General features: G+C 71.8%; 21 protein-coding genes. 16 read left to right on the forward strand and 5 right to left on the reverse strand.

Going from position 1 to position 18,264, the window contains the following annotated elements; genetic code table 11:
- Positions 1 to 45: 45 nt before the first annotated feature.
- Together ABTZ99_RS03830 and ABTZ99_RS03835 are read right to left on the reverse strand one after the other, a co-directional pair.
- A complete protein-coding gene (locus ABTZ99_RS03830) occupies positions 46 to 1,152 on the reverse strand; it encodes a glycerophosphodiester phosphodiesterase (RefSeq protein ID WP_498771776.1) in 1,107 nt (368 codons plus the stop codon).
- Between the two features lie 125 nt (positions 1,153 to 1,277).
- The gene (locus tag ABTZ99_RS03835; protein WP_498771778.1) at positions 1,278 to 2,831 is read right to left on the reverse strand and encodes a Na+/H+ antiporter; all 1,554 of its coding nucleotides are present in this window, start codon (positions 2,829 to 2,831) and stop codon (positions 1,278 to 1,280) included.
- 28 nt (positions 2,832 to 2,859) lie between these two features.
- Here ABTZ99_RS03835 and ABTZ99_RS03840 point away from each other — a divergent pair, with 28 nt between their 5' ends.
- The 9 genes from ABTZ99_RS03840 (at position 2,860) to ABTZ99_RS03880 (ending at position 11,439) form a co-directional block, all read left to right on the forward strand.
- Positions 2,860 to 3,120: a UBP-type zinc finger domain-containing protein gene (locus tag ABTZ99_RS03840; RefSeq protein WP_498771780.1), complete on the forward strand. Its 261-nt coding sequence runs from the start codon at positions 2,860 to 2,862 to the stop codon at positions 3,118 to 3,120.
- A gap of 119 nt (positions 3,121 to 3,239) precedes the next feature.
- On the forward strand, positions 3,240 to 5,222 hold the full coding sequence (locus tag ABTZ99_RS03845; protein WP_498771782.1) for a TRAP transporter permease: 1,983 nt from the start codon (positions 3,240 to 3,242) through the stop codon (positions 5,220 to 5,222).
- Complete coding sequence (locus ABTZ99_RS03850; RefSeq protein ID WP_498771784.1) at positions 5,203 to 6,195, forward strand: TAXI family TRAP transporter solute-binding subunit; 993 nt, start codon at positions 5,203 to 5,205, stop codon at positions 6,193 to 6,195. The genes ABTZ99_RS03845 and ABTZ99_RS03850 overlap by 20 nt, the downstream gene beginning before the upstream one ends.
- A gap of 28 nt (positions 6,196 to 6,223) precedes the next feature.
- Positions 6,224 to 7,480: a phosphoribosylamine--glycine ligase gene (gene purD / locus ABTZ99_RS03855; protein ID WP_498771786.1), complete on the forward strand. Its 1,257-nt coding sequence runs from the start codon at positions 6,224 to 6,226 to the stop codon at positions 7,478 to 7,480.
- Positions 7,481 to 7,711: 231 nt separating this feature from the next.
- A complete protein-coding gene (locus ABTZ99_RS03860; RefSeq protein WP_499607919.1) occupies positions 7,712 to 8,164 on the forward strand; it encodes a hypothetical protein in 453 nt (150 codons plus the stop codon).
- Positions 8,165 to 8,183: 19 nt separating this feature from the next.
- Positions 8,184 to 8,750, forward strand: coding sequence for a DUF3558 domain-containing protein (locus ABTZ99_RS03865; protein WP_498771790.1), 567 nt, complete (start codon positions 8,184 to 8,186; stop codon positions 8,748 to 8,750).
- Between the two features lie 10 nt (positions 8,751 to 8,760).
- Positions 8,761 to 10,038, forward strand: a complete 1,278-nt coding sequence (locus ABTZ99_RS03870) for a PPE domain-containing protein (protein WP_499607922.1) — start codon at positions 8,761 to 8,763, stop codon at positions 10,036 to 10,038.
- A 1-nt stretch (position 10,039) separates the two neighbouring features.
- Complete coding sequence (locus ABTZ99_RS03875) at positions 10,040 to 10,807, forward strand: ESX secretion-associated protein EspG (protein ID WP_498771794.1); 768 nt, start codon at positions 10,040 to 10,042, stop codon at positions 10,805 to 10,807.
- Positions 10,808 to 10,911: 104 nt separating this feature from the next.
- Positions 10,912 to 11,439 (forward strand): ESX secretion-associated protein EspG, encoded by a 528-nt coding sequence (locus tag ABTZ99_RS03880; RefSeq protein ID WP_499607925.1) that lies wholly within the window; start codon positions 10,912 to 10,914, stop codon positions 11,437 to 11,439.
- Between the two features lie 92 nt (positions 11,440 to 11,531).
- On the opposite strand, the gene ABTZ99_RS03885 is transcribed toward ABTZ99_RS03880, so the two are convergent.
- A complete protein-coding gene (locus ABTZ99_RS03885) occupies positions 11,532 to 11,912 on the reverse strand; it encodes a VOC family protein (protein ID WP_498771798.1) in 381 nt (126 codons plus the stop codon).
- 59 nt (positions 11,913 to 11,971) lie between these two features.
- On the opposite strand from ABTZ99_RS03885, the gene ABTZ99_RS03890 reads away from it, so the two are divergent.
- The 3 genes from ABTZ99_RS03890 to ABTZ99_RS03900 all read left to right on the forward strand — a co-directional run bounded on the left by ABTZ99_RS03890 (position 11,972) and on the right by ABTZ99_RS03900 (position 14,179).
- Positions 11,972 to 13,126 carry a pyridoxal phosphate-dependent aminotransferase gene (locus tag ABTZ99_RS03890; RefSeq protein ID WP_499607928.1) on the forward strand — a complete coding sequence of 385 codons (1,155 nt, stop codon included), beginning with the start codon at positions 11,972 to 11,974 and terminating at the stop codon, positions 13,124 to 13,126.
- Positions 13,127 to 13,193: 67 nt separating this feature from the next.
- Positions 13,194 to 13,367 carry a hypothetical protein gene (locus ABTZ99_RS03895; RefSeq protein WP_181320179.1) on the forward strand — a complete coding sequence of 58 codons (174 nt, stop codon included), beginning with the start codon at positions 13,194 to 13,196 and terminating at the stop codon, positions 13,365 to 13,367.
- 59 nt (positions 13,368 to 13,426) lie between these two features.
- Positions 13,427 to 14,179: a potassium channel family protein gene (locus tag ABTZ99_RS03900; RefSeq protein WP_499607931.1), complete on the forward strand. Its 753-nt coding sequence runs from the start codon at positions 13,427 to 13,429 to the stop codon at positions 14,177 to 14,179.
- Positions 14,180 to 14,196: 17 nt separating this feature from the next.
- On the opposite strand, the gene ABTZ99_RS03905 is transcribed toward ABTZ99_RS03900, so the two are convergent.
- On the reverse strand, positions 14,197 to 14,778 hold the full coding sequence (locus ABTZ99_RS03905) for an HAD family hydrolase (protein ID WP_498771804.1): 582 nt from the start codon (positions 14,776 to 14,778) through the stop codon (positions 14,197 to 14,199).
- A gap of 1 nt (position 14,779) precedes the next feature.
- Positions 14,780 to 15,799, reverse strand: coding sequence for a threonine aldolase family protein (locus tag ABTZ99_RS03910; protein ID WP_499607935.1), 1,020 nt, complete (start codon positions 15,797 to 15,799; stop codon positions 14,780 to 14,782).
- A 152-nt stretch (positions 15,800 to 15,951) separates the two neighbouring features.
- On the opposite strand from ABTZ99_RS03910, the gene ABTZ99_RS03915 reads away from it, so the two are divergent.
- From ABTZ99_RS03915 to ABTZ99_RS03930, 4 genes are all read left to right on the forward strand, one after another.
- Positions 15,952 to 16,470: a SigE family RNA polymerase sigma factor gene (locus ABTZ99_RS03915; RefSeq protein ID WP_498771808.1), complete on the forward strand. Its 519-nt coding sequence runs from the start codon at positions 15,952 to 15,954 to the stop codon at positions 16,468 to 16,470.
- A 17-nt stretch (positions 16,471 to 16,487) separates the two neighbouring features.
- A complete protein-coding gene (locus ABTZ99_RS03920; RefSeq protein ID WP_498771810.1) occupies positions 16,488 to 17,243 on the forward strand; it encodes a hypothetical protein in 756 nt (251 codons plus the stop codon).
- Positions 17,244 to 17,330: 87 nt separating this feature from the next.
- Positions 17,331 to 17,654: a DMT family transporter gene (locus ABTZ99_RS03925; RefSeq protein ID WP_498771812.1), complete on the forward strand. Its 324-nt coding sequence runs from the start codon at positions 17,331 to 17,333 to the stop codon at positions 17,652 to 17,654.
- Between the two features lie 13 nt (positions 17,655 to 17,667).
- Entirely contained in the window at positions 17,668 to 18,252 is a 585-nt protein-coding gene (locus ABTZ99_RS03930) for a TetR/AcrR family transcriptional regulator (protein WP_498771814.1), read from the forward strand.
- The last annotated feature ends 12 nt before the right edge of the window (positions 18,253 to 18,264 follow it).

Genomic DNA, 18,264 nt, shown 5'->3' on the forward strand with positions numbered 1-18,264 from the left:
CGCCCGTGCTCGCGCGAGTGCGGGCGTCCCCCGGTGTCGTGAGGGTTATCGGCTGTTGCGGGCTTCCACGGCGGTGTCGGGGTTGTCGGCGAACACGCCGTCCAGGCCCGTTGCGTAGAACTTCGCGTACTCGCCGAACGCGTCGCCGTACGCGGCCGGGTCGGTGGACCTGCGGAAGTCCGCCGGCAGGAACGTGTTCTCGTTGCGGAACGTCCAGGCGTGCACGATCAGGCCACGCGTGTGCGCGTCACGCACCAAGGTGGTCGGCTCGCGCAGGAAACCCGCCGCGTCACGCGGGATGATCCGGTCCTTCGCCGCACCGATGCCGTTGGCGTAGGTGCGGATCTCGCGCAGCCCCTCCGGCGTCACGAGGTCGCTGTAGGTGCGCTTGTCACCGGCCTTGACGAAGTCGTACGGCGCACCCGACCCGTTGATCAGCTGCACCAGCGGCACCCGCAGCTTCCCCTTGAGCTGCTTGAGGTTGGCCACCTCGAACGACTGCACGTACACCTTCGCGCCGTGCCGGTTCAGGCCCGCCTTCGTCAGCACGTCGACCAGGCGCGGCTCCAGCGGCAGGCCGATGTCCTGGAAGTACGTCGGGTGCTTGGTCTCCGGGTAGATCCCGATGTCGCGCCCGAGCTCGCGGGTCAGCCGGCGGGACAGGTCGATGACCTCCTCCAGCGTCGGCACCTCGAACCGGCCGTCGTAGAGGGTGTTGCGCGGCCGGACCTCCGGGATGCGCTCCTTGGCCCGCAACGTCTTCAGCTCGGCGAGCGTGAAGTCCTCGGTGAACCAGCCGGTGATCGACGTGCCGTCGATGACCTTGGTCGCCTTGCGCCCGGCGAACTCCGGGCGCGCCGAGACGTCCGTGGTGCCGCCGATCTCGTTCTCGTGCCGGGCGACCAGCTTGCCGTCCTTGGTCACCACCAGGTCGGGCTCGATGTAGTCGGCGCCCATCCGCGCGGCCAGCTCGTACGCGGCCAGCGTGTGCTCGGGCCGGTAGCCCGACGCGCCGCGGTGGCCGATCACCAGCGGGCCCTTGCGGGACGACGCCACCTCCGCGTCACCGCTCGCCGACGCCGAGGGCAGCACCACCGCCCCCGTCACCGCGAGCGCCGCGAGCGCCACCCCGACGATCCTCGTCCGCACCATCGCCGACCTCCTCGACTTCACTCCTGACGCGCGGCAGCCTCGTCGCGCACCGCGACGTCCCGGACACGCTAAGGCGAAGCACAGGCCACGTCACGGTGAACGCGTAGTGGGTGGTTCGGGGTTCGTCACTCCCTGGATATGGCCGCTTCCTCCAGGTCGAGTTCGCGGAGCACCCGGAACAGCACCTCGTCGTCGATCTGCCCGTCGTCGCGCGCCTGGATGAACACCTGCCGCTCGGCCTCCAGCATCGTGCGCCGCAGCCGCCGGTACGACGCGGCCGGGCTCTCGTCCTCCTGCCTGCCCAGCCGCTCCCACGCCGCGTTGCCGCGGTGCTCGGCCATGAGCCGCAGCCGGTCGACGACCTCCTCCGACGTGCCGTCGTCGCCGCCGATCACCTCGTCGAGCTTGCGCACGGCGGCCTGCGCGGCGGCGTGCTGCACCTGCGCCTCGGCCAACGCGTCGGTCCGCTCCTCGTCGCCGCGGAACCCGAGCTTGCGGATCACGAGCGGCAGCGTCAGGCCTTGGACGAGCAGCGTGCCCACGGTGACCACGAACGCGCAGAACACGATCACCTCGCGTCCGGGCAGGTCGAGCGGCAACGCGCTCGCCGCGGCCAGCGACACCACGCCGCGCATCCCGGCCCACGACAGCACCGTCACGCCGCGCCACCCCGGCGCGGGCTCGCGCTCCCGGACCCGCTTCGACAGCAGCCGCGGCAGGTACGCGGCCGGGTACATCCACACGAACCGCACCAGGATCGTCGCCGCCAGCACGGCCGCCGCCGCCCACACCAGGCCGGCGGTGATGTCCACCTCCCGCACCACGCTGTTGAGCTGCAAGCCGATCAACGCGAACACGAACGACTCCAGCAGCACGTCCACCGACCGCCACACCGCCGTGTCCTGCAGGCGCGTGTAGTAGGAGCTGCGCGGCGCGTTGTGCCCGATGTAGAGCCCGGCGATGACGACCGCGAGCACACCGGAGGCGTGCAGCTCCTCGGCGAAGATGTACGCGCCGAACGGCACCAGCATGCCGAGCGCGCTCTCCAGCACGCCGTCGTCGAGGCGGTCGCGGATCCGCCGCACGCACCAGCCGATCGCCAACCCGACGAGCACGCCGCCACCCGCGCTGATCACGAACGTGCGGGTGCCGTCCACCCAGGTCGCGGCGGCGCCGGCGGCCGCCGCGACGGCCACCTTGTACGCCGTCAGCGCGGTCGCGTCGTTGATCAGGCTCTCGCCGGTGAGCAGCGTCATCGTCCGGCGCGGCAGGTTGAGCCGCCGGCCGACCGCGACCGCGGCGACCGCGTCCGGCGGCGCCACCACCGCGCCCAGCACCAGCGCCGCGGGCAGCGACAGCCCGGGCAGGACCAGGTGCGCGACCCAGCCGACGGCCATCGTGGTGGCCAGCACCAGGCCCACCGCGAGCAGGCCGATAGGCCTCAGGTTCGCCCGGATGTTGTGGTAGGAGCTGTCCAGCGCGGCCGAGTACAGCAGCGGCGGCAGCACCAGGACCAGGATCAGCTCCGGCTCCAGGGCGAACTCCGGCAGGCCCGGGATGAACGACACCGCCAGCCCGACGCCCACCAGCACCAGCGGGGCCGACCAGTTGAGGCGTTTCGCCGCCGCCGTGACGAGCAGCGCGCCGACGAGCAACAGGAGCAGTTCCGGACCGTGCATGGCGCAATCTTGCGTGATGATGACCGGTATGACCTGTCCTCACGTCCCGGATCTCCCGGACTCCGTCACCCCGGACAACCCCGAGGGCTGCGCCGACTGCCTGGCCGCCGGTGAGCACAACTGGGCCCACCTGCGGATCTGCCTGTCCTGCGGGCACGTCGCGTGCTGCGACTCCAGCCCGCGCCGGCACGCGACCGCGCACTTCCACGCCTCGGAGCACCCCGTGATGCGGTCGTTCGAGCCGGACGAGGACTGGCGGTGGTGCTACGTCGACGCCCGGATCGTGTGATCGGGCCGTCCCCGGCGCAGCGGTCTTTACAGTCCCTTTAGACGGTCGCTCTATGGCTGTGACCGGCGACACAAGTAGCTTCGTGAGCGCTTCATCCAGCGCGACACGAAGGGGTGCGCGTGCCGACCAAGCCGCAGGTCGAAGTAGACGAACTGCTCGCCGAGTACGACGAGGAGCGCCCGTCGCGCGCCTTGTCCCGGCGTTGGGAGCTGGGCGTGTGGGTGGCGGGTCTCGCCATCGCGCTGCTCGTGCTCAAGCAGGTGTTCTGGCCGTTCAGCAAGGGCGGCCAGTACTACCTGGTGATCTTCCTGGCGGTCACGCTGCCGCTGGTCTTCCTCTGCTACCGGCCGCGCGGCAGGCGCGGCGAGGCCGACGACCCCGGTGTCGTGGACTGGGTGGCGGCGGTGTGCGCGTTCGTGGTGGGCGCGTACCCCCTGTTCGGCGGGTTCGACGCGTTCCTCGACCGCCAGGGGCAGCTGACCGCGCTCGACGTCGTCGCCGGGTCCCTGCTGCTGGTGCTGATCCTGGAGGCGTGCCGGCGGACCACCGGCTGGGTGCTGCCGATCGTCTGCGTCGGGTTCATCGCGTTCGCCTACTACGGCGGGTTCCTGCCACCGTCCTGGGCGATCTCGCACGCCGGCGTGGACTTCTCGCAGATCATCAACGGCTTCTACAACGACGCGACGGGGTTCTACGGGACGCCGCTGGACGTCGCCGCCACGTACATCGTGCTGTTCACGATCTACGGGTCGGTGCTGAACGCGTCCGGCGCCGGCACGTTCTTCGTGGACATCAGCTTCTCCGCGTTCCGCAAGTCGCGCACCGCGCCGGGCCGCACCGCCGCCACCGCCGGGTTCCTGCTCGGCACCGTGTCCGGGTCGGGCACCGCGACGACCGTGTCGCTGGGCGCGGTGACCTGGCCGATGCTGAAGAAGGCCGGCTACCCGAAGGAGAACGCGGGCGGGCTGCTGGCCGCGTCCGGCATCGGGGCGATCCTGTCCCCGCCGACGCTCGGCGCGGCGGCGTTCATCATCGCCGAGTACCTGGAGACGTCCTACCTGCAGGTGCTGATCTGGGCGATCCTGCCGACCCTGCTGTACTACCTGGGCATCGCGCTGGCCGTGGAGATCGACGCGCGCAAGTTCGGCGCGAAGCCGGTGGAGATCGACTCGCCGAGCCCGTGGGCGCTGCTCAAGCAGGGCGGGTACCACTTCCTGTCGCTCGCGGTGATCGTGGTGTTCCTCGCCCTGGACATCCCGGTGTTCTCCGCCGTCGTCTACGCGACCGGTGTCGCGGCGCTGTTCGCGCTGGTGGCCAAGCGCGGTGACGTGCGGGCGTGGCTGCGGGCGATGGCGGACTCGCTGTCGCTCGGCGTGCGGTCGGCGTTGCCGGTGATCGCGGTGTGCGCGGCGGCGGGCGTGATCACGTCGACGATCACCAAGACCGGGCTCGGCCAGGAGCTGGCGGCGGCGCTGGTCGACGTGGCCGGCGCGATCTCGTCGAACCCGACCGCGGTGCTGTTCGTCACGGTGGTGCTGGCGGCGGTCGCGGTGAGCCTGCTCGGCCTGGCCGTGCCGGTGACGGCGTCGTTCATCATCTCGTGGGTCGTCATCGGGCCCGCGCTGATCGAGCTGGGCGTGGCGCGTGAGGAAGCGGCCATGTTCATCTTCTACTACGCGGTGCTGTCCGAGGTGACGCCGCCGACGGCCCTCGCCGCCGTGGCCGCCGCCGCGATCACCGGCGGCGACGTGATGAAGACGATGTGGCGGACGTGGAAGTACACGCTGCCCGCGTTCCTGGTGCCGCTGGCGTTCGTGCTGACCGACAACGGCGCCGGGCTGCTGCTGCGCACGTCGTTCCTCGACGGCGTGTGGGTGTTCGCCGTCTCCGCGCTGGGCGTGGCCGCGCTGGCCGTGCTCACCGGCGGCTGGATGTTCGGTCGCGCGCGGTGGCCCGAACGCGTGCTGTGCGCGCCCGCCGCCGTCGCCCTGCTCTACCTGCAACCCCTCACCATCGCCGTCGGCCTGGGATTCCTGCTGGTCGCGGTCGCGGTGCACGTCGTCCTACGGAGGAAGGAACAGCATGCGCAGCTGGACGCTTAAGGTCGCGGTGGCCGTGCTCTCGGTCGGCGTGGTCGCCGCCGGGTGCGGCGGCAAGCAGACCCCGGCCGCATCGAGCGGCGACCCGGGCGGAGCCGCCTGCGAGGCGGCGGACGGGCGGATCACCATCGCGACCGGCAACTCCGGCGGCGTGTACTACGTCGTCGGCGGCGGGCTGGCGAAGCTGATCAGCGACAACACCAAGCTCAAGGCCACCGCCGCGGAGACCGGCGCGTCGGTGCAGAACATCCAGCAGCTCGTCGCGGGCGACTACGACGTGGCGTTCTCGCTGGCCGACACGGCGGCGGACGCGGTAGCGGGCAAGGGCGCGTTCGACGGCAAGCCGCAGCAGGTGCAGGCGCTGACCAGGCTGTACCCGAACTACACGCAGGTGCTGGTCAGGACCGACTCCGGGATCGACTCCGTGGCCGACATGCGCGGCAAGCGGATCTCGACCGGGTCGCCCAAGTCGGGCACGGAGGTGATCGCGCAGCGGCTGCTGACGGCGGCCGGGCTGAACCCGGAGACCGACGTGCAGGCGCAGCGGCTCGACCTGGCCAAGACCGCGGACGGGATGAAGGACGGCAGCATCGACGGCCTCGTCTGGTCCGGCGGCCTGCCGACCGCGCAGATCACCGACATCACCACGTCGCTGAAGGACAAGGTCAAGTTCCTCGACATCACGCCGCAGCTCGACGCGTTGAAGAAGATCAACGAGGTGTACGACCGGGGCGTCATCCCGGCCGCGACCTACGGGCAGCCGGCGGACGTGCCGACGGTGGCCGTGCCCAACGTGCTGCTCGTGCGCACGGACTTCCCCGAGGGCGACGCGTGCGCCGTGACCAAGCTCATCTACGAGAAGAAGTCGGACCTGGAGGCCGTGCACCCGGCGGCGAAGGACATCCGCAAGGAGAAGGCCGGCATGACCGATCCGGTGCCGCTGCACCCCGGCTCGCTGGACGCACTGGGCGAATGACCGGGAGGGTCATCTAGGCTTCCGCACCGTGCGTGTCCTGGTCATCGGGTCTGGCGCCCGTGAACATGCCCTTGTCCTCGCTTTGTCGCGGGATCCTTCGGTGATCGCGTTGGCCTGTGCGCCCGGCAACGCCGGCATCGCCGGTGTCGCCGAGACCTACGGGGTCGACGTCACCGACGGGGGCGCGGTCGCGGCCCTGGCCAAGGAGTGGAACGCCGACCTGGTCGTGGTCGGGCCGGAGCAGCCCCTGGTGGCGGGTGCGGCGGACGCCGTGCGCGCCATCGGGATCCCCTGCTTCGGCCCGTCGGCCGCGGCGGCCCGGATCGAGGGCTCCAAGGCGTTCGCGAAGGACGTCATGGCCGCCGCGGGCGTGCCGACCGCCACCTCGGAGATCGTCGACAACCCGGCCCGGCTCGACTCGGCGCTGACCCGCTTCGGCCCGACGTGGGTCGTGAAGGACGACGGCCTGGCCGCGGGCAAGGGCGTGGTCGTCACCGCGGACCGAGCCGTGGCCCGCGCGCACGCCATGACGCTGCTCGACCACGGCCACCCGGTGCTGCTGGAGTCGTTCCTCGACGGGCCGGAAGTCTCGCTGTTCTGCCTGGTGGACGGCGCCACCGTGGTGCCGCTGCTGCCCGCGCAGGACTTCAAGCGCGTCGGCGACGGCGACTCGGGCCCCAACACCGGCGGCATGGGCGCGTACTCGCCCCTGCCCTGGGCCGCGCCCGACCTCGTGGACACGATCGTGTCAACCTGCGTCCAGCCGGTCGTGGACGAGCTGGCGCGCCGCGACACCCCGTTCACCGGCCTGCTGTACGCGGGCCTGGCCCTGACCTCCACCGGCCCGCAGGTGATCGAGTTCAACTGCCGGTTCGGCGACCCGGAGACGCAGGCCGTCCTGGCGCTGCTGCGCACCCCGCCGGCGGCCCTGTTCCACGCCGCCGCCACCGGCACCCTCGCGTCCGTGCCGCCGTTGGAGTGGGCCGAGGGCCACGCCGTGACCGTCGTGATCGCCGCCGAGGGTTATCCGGGCCGGCCGCGCACGGGTGACGTGATCAGCGGGTCCGAGGCCGAGGGCGTCCTGCACGCGGGCACCCGCCGCCGCGAGGACGGCGCCGTCGTCTCGATCGGCGGCCGAGTCCTGTCGGTGGTCGGCACGGGCAAGACCCTGGCCGACGCCCGCGCCGACGCCTACCGCCGGCTGGAGGGCGTCCACCTGACCGGCTCCCACCACCGCACGGACATCGCGCTGCGTGCGGCGAACGACGAGATCACCACCCCCTAGGCCCGCTCGCACCACGTCCGCGCCCTCCTGGTCCCGCGGCCGTGACCACCGGCACGCCGACCACGACTTGGTCGGCGTGCCGTCTGTGTCTTCGGCGACAGTTCACCCGCCCGCCGACCCGGCGGAACCGGCGCGGGCGTTTCTTCGTCCAACCTCAGACCTGGCTCACGTGGTCGTTGGTAGCCTCGAACCGGGTTCAATCCGTTACCGACCGTACGGGGGTAGGACGTCGTGGAACAGGAGACCGGCCTACTAGGAGCCGTCGCCGCCGCGGGGGGAGCCGTCGGCAAGGCGGTCGGCGACATGTTCATGGCGGAGAAGCGGCTGAACGACACGATGGCCGCCAGTCCGGTGTCGGGTCAGAAGTTCGAAGTCAGCCGGGACACCGTGCTGCAGGCCGGCAAGATCATCGACGACCAGGCGGACCGGTTGAACAAGGCCTGGCAGAGGGCCGCCAAGGACCTCAGGGTCGAACTCGGGGACGGCGCCGACCCGGTGAACGCCGGGGTGGCCGAGGCGTGGAACAGCAGGCTGGTCGAAGCCGACGACTCCTACGGCGAGCGCATCCGGCAGTACATCGACAGTCTCGACAACCTGGTCAAGCAGCTGCGCTCGGTGGCCGAGCAGTACGGGTTCACCGAGGAAGAAGTCACCACGGCGTTCGGGGCGAAGAGTGTCCACTAGCGTTCTTCGCGTCGTGATCGTGGCCGCGACCCTGGGACTGGTGGCCGTGGGCTGCACGAATCGCGAGCCCGGCGATGCCACTCCCGTCGGCGAGACGACGGCCACGTCCACCGCGACGTCGGCGACCCCCGACAAGCCGCGCCCGCGCGAGGTGAAGCTCGACGGGATCGACCCGTGCAAGGTCCTCACCACCGCGCAGATGAAAGAGCTCACGGTGGTCGAAGCCGAGCGGAACGACGGCGACATCGTGAAGGCAGGCGATGAGCCGGTCTGCGCGTACGACAACAACGACTCGCCTCGCGTCACCTATGAGGTCGGCTTGGTGACGAGCAAGGGCATCGAGTACTGGCGCGGCAGCGGCAACGTCGCGGTGGAGCAGGTGGAGGTGGGCGGTTACTCCGCCGTGCAGCTCACCTTCAAGGGCACGTCGACCGTGGATTGCGCCGTCTCCGTCGATGTCGCCGACGGTCAGCAGCTGTACGTGGACTTCTCGTCCATCGGGCAGACGCCTTCCCAGGAGCAGATGTGCGACAACGCGAAGAAGGCGGCCGAGCTGGCGCTCGTCACCTTGCCGACATTGGCGTGAGGGGAGAGTCATGAGCGGGCATCGAGACATTCCGGATTTCCGGTTCCAGGGCTATGACAACCAGGCGCTGGCCACCCTCGTCCAGCAGTTCCAGTCGGGTGACGCCGCGCAGAAGTTCAGCGACGCGTCGCACGCGCTGCGCGAGTTGTCCGCCAGCCTGACCGACGTGGACCAGACCCTGCGCACGGAGCTGAAGAAGCTCGGCATCGACTGGCAGGGCGCCGCCGGCGAGCAGGCGAACCAGAAGACGACCGTCATGGCCGACTACGCGGCCGAGGCGGACGACGCGGCGCAGCAGAACTCGCAGGCCACCGCGGTGCAGGGGGCGACGTACAGCCACACCCGCAACGGGATGCCCGAGCCGCAGAAGTTGCGCGGTGACACGGAGACGAACGTCGGGGACGAGTTCCTCGGGTTCTTCGGGCACGAGACGGATCACGCGAAAGAGGTCAAGGAGACCCAGGCGGCGCGCGAGCAGGCGATCCGCGGGCTCGACCAGTACACCGACGCCAGTCGGGACGCGCTGAACCAGTACCAGGGCATGAACAAGCCGCCGCAGTTCGACGTGACGGCGGCGTCCAGCGTCGGCACGCCGGTCGCGTCGGTCGGGCAGCTCGGTGGGACTGCGCCCGCGATTCCCGGTGGCGTGCCGGGCGGTGTCCCCGGTGGTGTGCCGGGCGGCTTGCCCGGTGGCACGGTCGGTGTGCCGCCGCAGGTGCCCGGGATGCCCGGCGGCTCGACGGGGTTGTTGCCGAGCCAGCCCGGTGGCCAGACGGTGCTGCCGCCGGCCGCCTTCGGTGGGAAGCCGGGTGGTGGGTCCAACTTCGGGTTGGGGCTCGGGCTCGGGTTGGCCGGTGGGATCGGGCTCGGGCTGGCGGCGACGCAGGCTCGCGGTTCGCGGCTCGTGCGCAACACCGCGCCGGCGATGCCCGGCGGCGCCAAGGCGCCGGAAGGTCCCGCCGGCGGCAAGGGCACCGGTGGTGGTTCGGGCGGCAAGGGCGGTGTGCCCGGGATGCCCGCCACGTTGACCGGGAAGTCCGGCATCTCCGCGACGATCGGCGCCATCGACCCCGACGAGCGCGTGCCCGGTCGTGGCGCGGCCGGTGGTGTCGCGGGCAAGGCCGGTGCGGGTTCCTCGATGTTGCAGCCGGCGGCCAGCGCCAAGGGCGGTCCGGGCGAGGAGGACGGGGAGCACGTCCGCAAGTACGGCGTCGACTCCGACGACGTGTTCGGCGACGAGCGGATGGTCGTGCAGTCGGTCATCGGCGACGAGACCGAGAAGAAGTGAAGTGAGCGGCACGGTTGTCCTGTCCACGTTGGAGTTCGACGTCGCGTGGGAGGGTGAGCGACTTGCCCGGCGCAACGTCGCGCTGGACGTGCCGAGCCCGGGCATCACGCACACCGAGCGCGCCGTGTTCGTCGAGCAGGCCTGGGGCTCGCTCGGCGAGCGCGGGCTGGCGGCCAACCGGCGGCTGACGCCCGAGCTGGCCGACGCGTTCGCGCTGCTGGCCAACCCGCAGGTGTCGATCGACCTGTGGATCTGGGTCGACCGCCGCAAGATCAAGGGTCTTGCGGCGGCGGCCGGTGACGAGGGCATCCTCGCCGTGGTCGACGGCGACGAGGTGTGGCTGATCGAGGCACGGGGCAGCGCGCTGGCCGAGGCGGCGGTGTCCGTCGCGGGCGACATGCCCGCCGGGCACGGGCGGTCGATCAGCCTGCCGAACGACGTGCTGCGCGCGGCGGCCGACGAGGCCGGGCTGGACGCCGAGAAGCTGATGCTGGCGTTGGAGCGGCACGGGTTGCCGCTGCACGAGGCTCAGGAGCTGGCCGCCATGTGCGACGGGATGAGCACCCGCGGCCAGTTCGGCGTCGAGCGCGCCCGGCCCGGCGGCCCGCCCGTGCGCGCGGGTCGCGTGGTCGCCTGGCACGACACGCCGTCCGGCCGCTACCTGCACCAGGTGCGGCCCAGTTCGGACGGTCGCAACTGGAGCACGATCACCCCGATCGACAACGCCCGGCTCGCCGGGTGCGTGTGGGAGCTGGTGCAGGAGGTCTGAGTTCCCGGCGCCAAAACGGAACCCGCGCGTCCTCCAGGACGTCAGTTCCGGAGCGGGCCTGGGGGGCCGGAGCAATGCCCGCCGTCATTCGGGAGTGACGTCTGGTGACCAATGCGACCCTCAGCGCCACCGCGTTCCGCACTGCCTGGGAACACCTCGACCTCGGCGCCATGCCGATCGTCCTGCACGTGCAGGACGACCCCGCGCCGTGGAGCCACCTGACCGCCCAAGGACTGGCACGCGGCGGCGAGCTCGACCCGTGGCTCGGCGCGGCGTTCAAGCTCATCGCCAACCCGCCGCGGTCGGCGGACCTGCGGCTGGGCATGGGCAGAGCGGCGGTGCGCGCGCTGGCCGCGTCCACCGGCTCGGGCTCGGTGCTGGCCGTGCTGACCCGGGACCTGCTCACCGTGCGGGAGGTCGACGACGACCTCGCCACCGCGCTGGTCGGGCTGCTGCCGGAGCTGCCCGACGGCCTGGTCGGCGGATCGGACCTGCGCGGCCAGTTCGGCGCCGCGGCGATCGACCGGAGCGGGCGGCGCAGGCGGGCGGCGGACGTGGTCGACTTCCACGGCCCGGTCGACCCCGACGTGCTGCGGAAGAGGGTCACCGGTCTGGTGGAGGAATTCCTCTGACCGTGGCCGGGTGGCCGGGTGGCGGGTGGCCGGGTGGCGGGTGGCGGGTGGCCGGGCGGTTGGGCGGTTGGCGGGTGCTGATGGGCCTTGGGCTACGGCCAGGTGTTGGACTCGGAGTCGAACAGGGCGGTCGGGCTGTGCACGGGCAGGACGCACAGCAGGTGGCCGCCGGGTGCGCGCAGCACTCGGCACTCCAGCCAGCGGGACACCTCGGTCGCGCCGAGCGCCAGCAGCCTCGCCGTCTCGGCCTCGACGTCGTCGGTCTCGATGTCGAGGTGGAAGCGGGGCTCGTCGTCCACCGCCTGCACGGCCGTGACGAGGTGCGGCAGGGCCTGGTGCAGTGAGGTGAACTGCTCCTCGCCCGGCACCGGGCGGGCTGGTGCGCCGAGGGCGGCCGACCAGAAGGCGGCGGCCTCGGTGGCCTCGGCACGCGGTGTGTCGATCAGCAGGGCGTAGACGCGACTGCGGTGCATGGCCACGACAGTAGTGGTGACCTGCGGATCTTCCCGGGGGTTCGATTAGCCTGGCCGCCATGGTTGGTGTTGCCGGACGTGCCGATGTGCCTCCCTTCCACGTCATGGAGGTGCTGTCCGCCGCGGCGCGGCGGCAGCGGGTCGTGGGGGACGTCGTGTCGTTGGCGGCGGGGCAGCCGTCCAGTCCGGCGCCGACACCGGTGCTGGAAGCCGCTCACCGCGCCCTGCGCGAGCAGACGTTGGGCTACACCGAGCAGTTGGGGATCGTCGAGCTGCGGGAAGCCCTGGCCGGTCACTACTACCGCCAGTACGGGCTGGAGATCTCGGCGGACGACGTCGTGGTGACCACCGGCTCGTCCGGCGGGTTCCTGCTGACGTTCCTCGCCGCCTTCGAGGCGGGCGACCGGGTCGCGTTGGCCCGGCCCGGCTACCCCGCCTACCGCAACATCCTCACGGCGCTCGGGTGCGAGGTGGTCGAACTGCCCTGCGGCCCGCGCACGCGGTTCCAGCCGACGGTGGCGATGCTGGACGACGCCGGCCCGCTCGACGGGCTCGTGGTGGCCAGCCCGGCGAACCCCACCGGCACCGTGCTGTCCCCGGACGAGCTGGCCGGCCTGTCGGCCTGGTGCGCCGAGCACGACGTGCGGCTCGTCAGCGACGAGATCTACCACGGCATCAGCTACGGCACGCCCCTGGCCTGCGCGTGGCAGACCTCCCGCGAGTCCATCGTGGTCAACTCCTTCTCCAAGGCCTTCGCCATGACCGGCTGGCGGTTGGGGTGGATGCTGCTGCCGCCCGACCTGCGCCGGGCGGTGGACCGGTTGACGGGCAACTTCACGCTCTGCCCGCCCGCGCTGGCCCAGCACGCGGCCGTCGCCGCGTTCGAGCCCGAGTCGTACGCGCAGACCGAGCGCCTGGTCGAGGGGTACCGCCTCAACCGCGACGTGCTGCTCAAGGGCCTGGCCGACCTCGGCATCGACAAGGTGGCCCCGGCCGATGGCGCCTTCTACGCCTACGCCGACGTCTCGCACCTCACCGACGACTCGATGGACTTCTGCCGCCGCCTCCTGGACGACACGGGGGTCGCGATCGTGCCGGGCGTCGACTTCGACCCCGTCCACGGGCACGAGTTCATCCGGATGTCCTTCGCCGGGGCTGCCCCCGACATCGAGGAGGCGTTGCGGCGGATGGGTGCTTGGTTGTCGTCATCATGACGACAGTTGTACTCCGGATCGGGGCCGGGGTGGGGAACTGATCCAGTGGTTCAGTCGTTCGGATGACATGGTCCGGATAATCCTGTGGCTGCTCGCGGCCTGGCTCGTGATCACCGTGCTCGGCGCCGTGATCGAGGGCGTCTTCTGGCTCGCGGTGATCGGTGGCGTGCTCTTCCTGGGCACCGCCGCGTACGGCGCCATCAAGAGCAACAAGCGCCCGAAGGGCATCAAGGGGCCCTGACCCTGCCCGTTCGACCCCCCGAGCTGGAAATACGCGGAGCCGACCCGCACCATGGGGCGGTGTTCGAGACCGATGAACGACGCCTCGCCCGCTGGGAGCGCCGCGCCGAATGGCCGCTGACGGGCCTGGCGCTCCTCTTCGTGGTGGTCTACGCCTGGCAGGTCCTCGACGGCCGCTCGACCCCCGGCCTGCACCCGGTGCTCGAGGTCGCCCTCTGGCTGATCTGGCTGGTCTTCGCGGTGGACTACGCCGTGCGCCTCACGCTCGCCGTCGACAAGCGCAGGTTCTTCGTCACCCACCTGTTCGACCTGCTCGCGGTCCTGCTGCCGATGGTCCGCCAGCTGCGGGTGCTGCGGCTGATCAGCGTCCTCAAGGTGCTCAACAAGCGGTTCGCGGGCAGGTTCCGGCAACGCGTCGGCGTCTACGCCGCGGGCGTCACCTTCCTGGTCGGCCTGTGCGCCTCGCTGGCCGTGCTGGACGCGGAACGCGACCACGCGGACGCCTCCATCACCACGTTCGGCGACGCCGCGTGGTGGACGCTCACCACGATCTCCACCGTCGGTTACGGCGACCGCTACCCCGTCACCTGGGAGGGTCGCCTGGTCGCGGCACTGCTGATGATCGGCGGCATCGCCCTGCTGGGTGTCATCACCGGCACGATCGCGTCCTGGCTGGTCGAACGGCTCAGCGGGGTCGAGGACTCGGTGACCGAGGCCGAGCAGGCGACCGCGGCCGAACTCCGCCTGGTCCGGGCGGAGCTGGCCGAACTGCGCGAGGAGCTGCGCGCGGCGAGGGCCGACAGCGGCCGTTGAGCCGATCGGGCGCCGGGCTAGGACCCGAGCACCTGCCGCGCGTGCGCCGGTCCCCGCCACAGCACGCCCTGGAGCCCGGCCGCGACCGCGCCGTCCACGTTCACCTGCCGGTCGTCGAAGAACACGCAGTCCGCCGGCCGCGCCCCGATCCGCTCCGCCAACGCGGCGAAGATCCGCGGGTCCGGCTTGGCCACGCCGAGGTCGCCGGAGAACACCAGGTGCCGGAAGTGCCTGGTCCACGGCTCCCGCTCGGCGGTCCGCGCGAACGACACGGGCGCGTTCGACAGCAGCGCCAGCGGCACGCCCGCCGACGCCAGCTCGGCCACCAGCTCCACCGCGCCGGGCGCGGGCCGCAACCACCCGCGCACGTCCACCTCGGTGAGCCGCCCGGCCAGCTCCTCGTCCACCGGCACGTCCACCGCGGCCCCGACCGCGCGCCAGTACTCCAGGTCTGGCTGACCGGCGTCGTAGGCGTCCCGCGCGGTCCAGTACCCGCGCGAGAAGTCCGCGACCGGCACCCCGAGCAGCGCGGCCAGCGCGGGCAGCTCCCGGGTCGGCTCGCTGATCACCTCGCCGTAGTCGAACACCACCCAGCGCACGTCAGCTCGCCGACCCGATCCGGCGCAACGCCTCGGCCACGTCGTCCGCGTTCACGTCGCGGTGCAGCACGAACCGCACCTTGCCCGCCATCGGCCCGGCGAACACGCCCAGGTGCCGCAACCCGGTCAACGTCACCTCCAGGTCCGGCACGCCCGCCAGGACGATGTTGGTCTCCGGCTCGTCCACCTGCCACCCGAGCTCGGTCAGGCCCCGGGCCAACGCGCGGGCGTTCGCGTGGTCGTGCGCGAGGTCGTCGATGCGCCCCAGCCCCACCAGCCCCGCGGCGGCCAGCACGCCACCCTGCCGCACGCCGCCGCCGAGCATCTTGCGCACCCGCCGCGCCTCCACGACGAACGACGACGACCCGGCCACGACCGACCCGACCGGCGCGCCGAGCCCCTTCGACAGGCACACCTGCACCGTGTCCACCCCGACCGTCAACGCGGCGGGCGGCAGCCCCAGCGCCACGGCCGCGTTCCACAGCCGCGCGCCGTCGAGGTGCACGCGCAGCCCGGTCTCCCGCGCCGCGGACACCAGCAACGCGTGCTCGTCGGGCTGCGTCACGGCCCCGCCGGCGGCGTTGTGCGTGTTCTCCAGGCACAACAGCGTCGTGCGCAGCGTGTAGTACGGCCCGGACGTCCCCGCCGCCGCACGCACCGCCTCGGGTGACGCCTGACCGGGTCCCGCGTCGCACTCCAACGGGTGCGGCATCCCGCCCGCGATCCACGCGGCCGTGCCGAGCTCGCTGTCGAGCACGTGCGCGCCGCGCGGCGCGAGGAACCGGTCGCCGGGCCGCAGGTGGATGGTCAGCGCGATCAGGTTGCCCATCGACCCCGACGGCACCCACAGCGCCGCCTCGACGCCCAGCAGCTCCGCGACCCGTTCCTCGAGCTGGCGCATGGTCGGGTCGTGGTCGAGCACGTCGTCGGCCACGTCGGCGGCGGACATCGCCAGTCTCATGGCCTCGTCCGGCTGGGTCACGGTGTCGGAGCGGAAGTCGAGCGGCGAGAGCTGGGTCACGAATGGATCACATCACACCGGGCAAGCCCTGACCCGATCGTGTCGGCCATACCACGATGGGGGTGACGCAAGTCTCGGTGAACCGGCGTGCAACCGTTGGCGCCGTCGGTTCCGTCCGGTAAGTGCAAGCACGACGAGCGGAGAGAGTCCGCGTGGATCAGCGCGACGAGCAGGAGTTCGCGGAGTACTTCGTGGCTCGCCGGGAGGCCGTGCGCCGAACGGCGTTCCTGCTCTGTGGTGACTGGCACCGGGCGGACGACTTCGCGCAGACCGCGTTCGTCGCGTTGCACCGCAGGTGGCGCAAGGTCCGGGACAAGCAGGCCCTGGACGCCTACGTCCGCCGGAGCCTGGTGCGCGCGGTGATCGACGAGTCGCGCCGGCCGTGGCGGCGGGAGCGCTTCGTGGACGAGGTCCCGGAGCGGCCCTCGGGCGACGGCGAGGTGGCCGACTCGGTGGCGACGCGCGAGGCGCTGGTCGCGGGCTTGCGGCGGGTGCCGCCGAGGCAGCGGGCGGTGCTCGTGCTGAGGTTCCTGGAGGGCCTGGACGTCGCGGCGACGGCCGAGGCGCTCGGGTGTTCCGAAGGCACGGTGAAGAGCCAGACCTCGAGGGGACTGGAAGCCCTCCGCGACGCGTTGGGCGACACGATCGACGACTTGCGGCCGGCGTCGTGAGCGGGAGGAGGAGGTAGGTGGACGAGCAGAAGCTCGGCGAGCTGTTCCGCGACGCGGCCCGGGACGTGCCGCCCGCGTCCTTCGACGTGGGTGCCGTCCGGTCCGCCTCGGCGCGGGCGACGGCGCGGCGCAGGTCGGCCCTCGCGGTCGGTTCCGCCATGGCGCTGGTGCTCGTGCTCGGCGGACTGGCCGTCTCCGCGAACCTTCTGGGCACCACGAGCGGCGATACGTCCGCCGCGGGTTCCGCTGACCGGGCTTCGTCCCCTAACGTCACTCCTTTCAGCGCGGGCGAGCCGGAGGTGCTGTCGAAGGACACGCCACCGGGGCGCAGCGGTGGAAACCCGCCCGAGAGCATCCCCGATGACCCGTCTACGCAGGGGGACGAGCCATGGGGGAGCGCCGGTCGCACCGCGACCGGCAGCGCCCAACGCGGGTGCGTTGAGGTGGACCGGGAGCTCGCCGTCGCCCTCGCCGACGAGCTCTCGGTCGCCAACGCCGACCAGGCCGCGCCCGCCGTGGCGGACTGCCCGACCGACGCCCGGGGCGCGAGCTTCCTCGTGCGCGACGGCGACGTCCACGGCACGGTGTCCGTGGTGCTCGCGCCGTCGGGCACTTACGAACAGGTGGCGGCCGACTCGCGGGCGTACGCGAGCGCCGAGACGTCCGACGGCCGGCGGCTGTTCGTGCTGAGCCGGCCGGAGCAGGGTTCATCGGAGGGTCCGCTGACGGACGACCTGGCGAAGCTCGCCGAACGGCTCGCCGCCCGGTTCTGAGGTCGCGGAGATCAGGATCACCGACCATTGTAGTACTGGCGTACCACAAATCTGGTACGTTAGTGCCAGATTTGGGAGGTGGTCGTCATGGCGTGGGCCGTGCTCATCGTGTCCGGCTTCTTCGAGGCCGGCTGGGCGGTCGCGCTGAAGCTGTCCGACGGCTTCAGCAGGCTGTGGTGGACGGTGGTGTTCGCGGTGTTCGCGCTGGTCAGCTTCGCCGGCCTGGCGTGGGCCATGAAGCAGCTGCCCGCCGGACCGGCGTACGCGGTGTGGACCGGGATCGGCGCGGCGCTCACCGCCGTGATCGGCATGATCTGGCTCGGCGACGGCGTCAGCACGGTCAAGCTCGTCTCCATCGGCCTCATCGTCAGCGGCGTCATCGGTCTCAACCTGGCCGGCGGCGGGCACTAGTACCTTTCCTGCAATGACAGCCGCAACGCCGAAGGGCGAACGCCGGCGCCAGGCGCTGGTCGAAGCCGCCGCCGGCCTCCTGGTCGACGGCGGCTTCGACGCGATCCGGCACCGCGCCGTCGCCGAGCGCGCGGGCCTGCCGCTGGCCTCCACCACGTACTACTTCGACTCGCTCGACGACCTGGTGACCGCGGCCCTGGAGTTCCAGGGCAACGCCGAGCTGGCCTACGGCAAGGCCAGGCTGGACGAGCTGGACCCGCGCGAGTGCGGCGGCGACGCGTTCGTCGAGCTCGTGCTCGACCTGCTGCTCGGGCCGTCCGGCGACCGCGACGCCGAAGCCGTCCTGCTGCGCTACGAACGCCTCGTCGCCACGGGCAGGCGGCCCTACCTGCGGCCGTTGATGCGCAGGATGTCCGGCGAGCTGCACTCCCTGCTGTTCGACATCTTCGCCCGCGCCGGTCAGCCGGTCAGCCGGGAACGCGTCGAAGAGCTGATCGCGCTGGTCGACGGCGCCGTGGTGAACGCGCTCATCGAGATCAGCCCGGACCCCAGGGCGGCCGCCCGGCGGATGCTCGGCAAGGCGATGCAACCCCGCTGACGCCCCACGCGT

The sequence above is a fragment of the Actinosynnema sp. NPDC002837 genome, from assembly GCF_040295345.1.
Lineage (GTDB): Bacteria > Actinomycetota > Actinomycetes > Mycobacteriales > Pseudonocardiaceae > Actinosynnema.

What these genes read in the sequence shown, in the direction of transcription:
- ABTZ99_RS03830 (WP_498771776.1), bottom strand. Translation starts at nt 1,152, where the DNA reads ATGGTGCGGACGAGGATCGTCGGGGTGGCGCTCGCGGCGCTCGCGGTG.
- ABTZ99_RS03835 (WP_498771778.1), bottom strand. Translation starts at nt 2,831, where the DNA reads ATGCACGGTCCGGAACTGCTCCTGTTGCTCGTCGGCGCGCTGCTCGTC.
- ABTZ99_RS03840 (WP_498771780.1), top strand. Translation starts at nt 2,860, where the DNA reads ATGACCTGTCCTCACGTCCCGGATCTCCCGGACTCCGTCACCCCGGAC.
- ABTZ99_RS03850 (WP_498771784.1), top strand. Translation starts at nt 5,203, where the DNA reads ATGCGCAGCTGGACGCTTAAGGTCGCGGTGGCCGTGCTCTCGGTCGGC.
- ABTZ99_RS03870 (WP_499607922.1), top strand. Translation starts at nt 8,761, where the DNA reads ATGAGCGGGCATCGAGACATTCCGGATTTCCGGTTCCAGGGCTATGAC.
- ABTZ99_RS03885 (WP_498771798.1), bottom strand. Translation starts at nt 11,912, where the DNA reads ATGCACCGCAGTCGCGTCTACGCCCTGCTGATCGACACACCGCGTGCC.
- ABTZ99_RS03890 (WP_499607928.1), top strand. Translation starts at nt 11,972, where the DNA reads ATGGTTGGTGTTGCCGGACGTGCCGATGTGCCTCCCTTCCACGTCATG.
- ABTZ99_RS03895 (WP_181320179.1), top strand. Translation starts at nt 13,194, where the DNA reads ATGGTCCGGATAATCCTGTGGCTGCTCGCGGCCTGGCTCGTGATCACC.
- ABTZ99_RS03925 (WP_498771812.1), top strand. Translation starts at nt 17,331, where the DNA reads ATGGCGTGGGCCGTGCTCATCGTGTCCGGCTTCTTCGAGGCCGGCTGG.
- ABTZ99_RS03930 (WP_498771814.1), top strand. Translation starts at nt 17,668, where the DNA reads ATGACAGCCGCAACGCCGAAGGGCGAACGCCGGCGCCAGGCGCTGGTC.